Origin of the sequence: Exiguobacterium sp. SH1S21, assembly GCF_004337175.1 — a bacterium.
GTDB classification, from domain to species: domain Bacteria; phylum Bacillota; class Bacilli; order Exiguobacteriales; family Exiguobacteriaceae; genus Exiguobacterium; species Exiguobacterium aurantiacum_A.
The window spans coordinates 1-398 of the sequence record NZ_SJUY01000038.1 but is presented as its reverse complement, the minus strand read 5'-3'; the positions used below and the strand labels follow the sequence as shown (position 1 = coordinate 398).

Annotated in this window: 1 pseudogene; it reads right to left on the bottom strand. The window is 31.4% G+C overall.

From position 1 onward, the window contains the following. A pseudogene (locus EVJ24_RS15245) lies at positions 1 to 398 on the bottom strand (FKLRK protein); the annotation flags it as partial.

Genomic DNA, 398 nt, shown 5'->3' with positions numbered 1-398 from the left:
TAACTCTTCATTAACATCTTTCAAAACATTAACTTCTTTCACTTTTGCATGGTCGTATTTTGTTTCTGCTTTCTCAATATCTTCCAAACTTGTTACTTTAGTTTTGAAAATTAAAGGTTTTAATGCATCTTCATCATCTTCCGGTGCAAATGTTAATGAGATATCATTACCTTCTTTTAACTCTAGATTATCGAAACGTTTCGTTTTGAAGTCAAAGTTAAAGTAGCCTTTTTCATCAATAGGCATCCAGATACCATCTGAACTAGCTTTAGTATCTTCCTTACTAACACCGCCCTTAACGCTCTCTTCAAAATTAATAAATTTATTATTAATAGATAGCGCAACTTTACCTTTTACAGAAGTATGGCCTTTAATAATACCTGAACCTTCAGTAATAG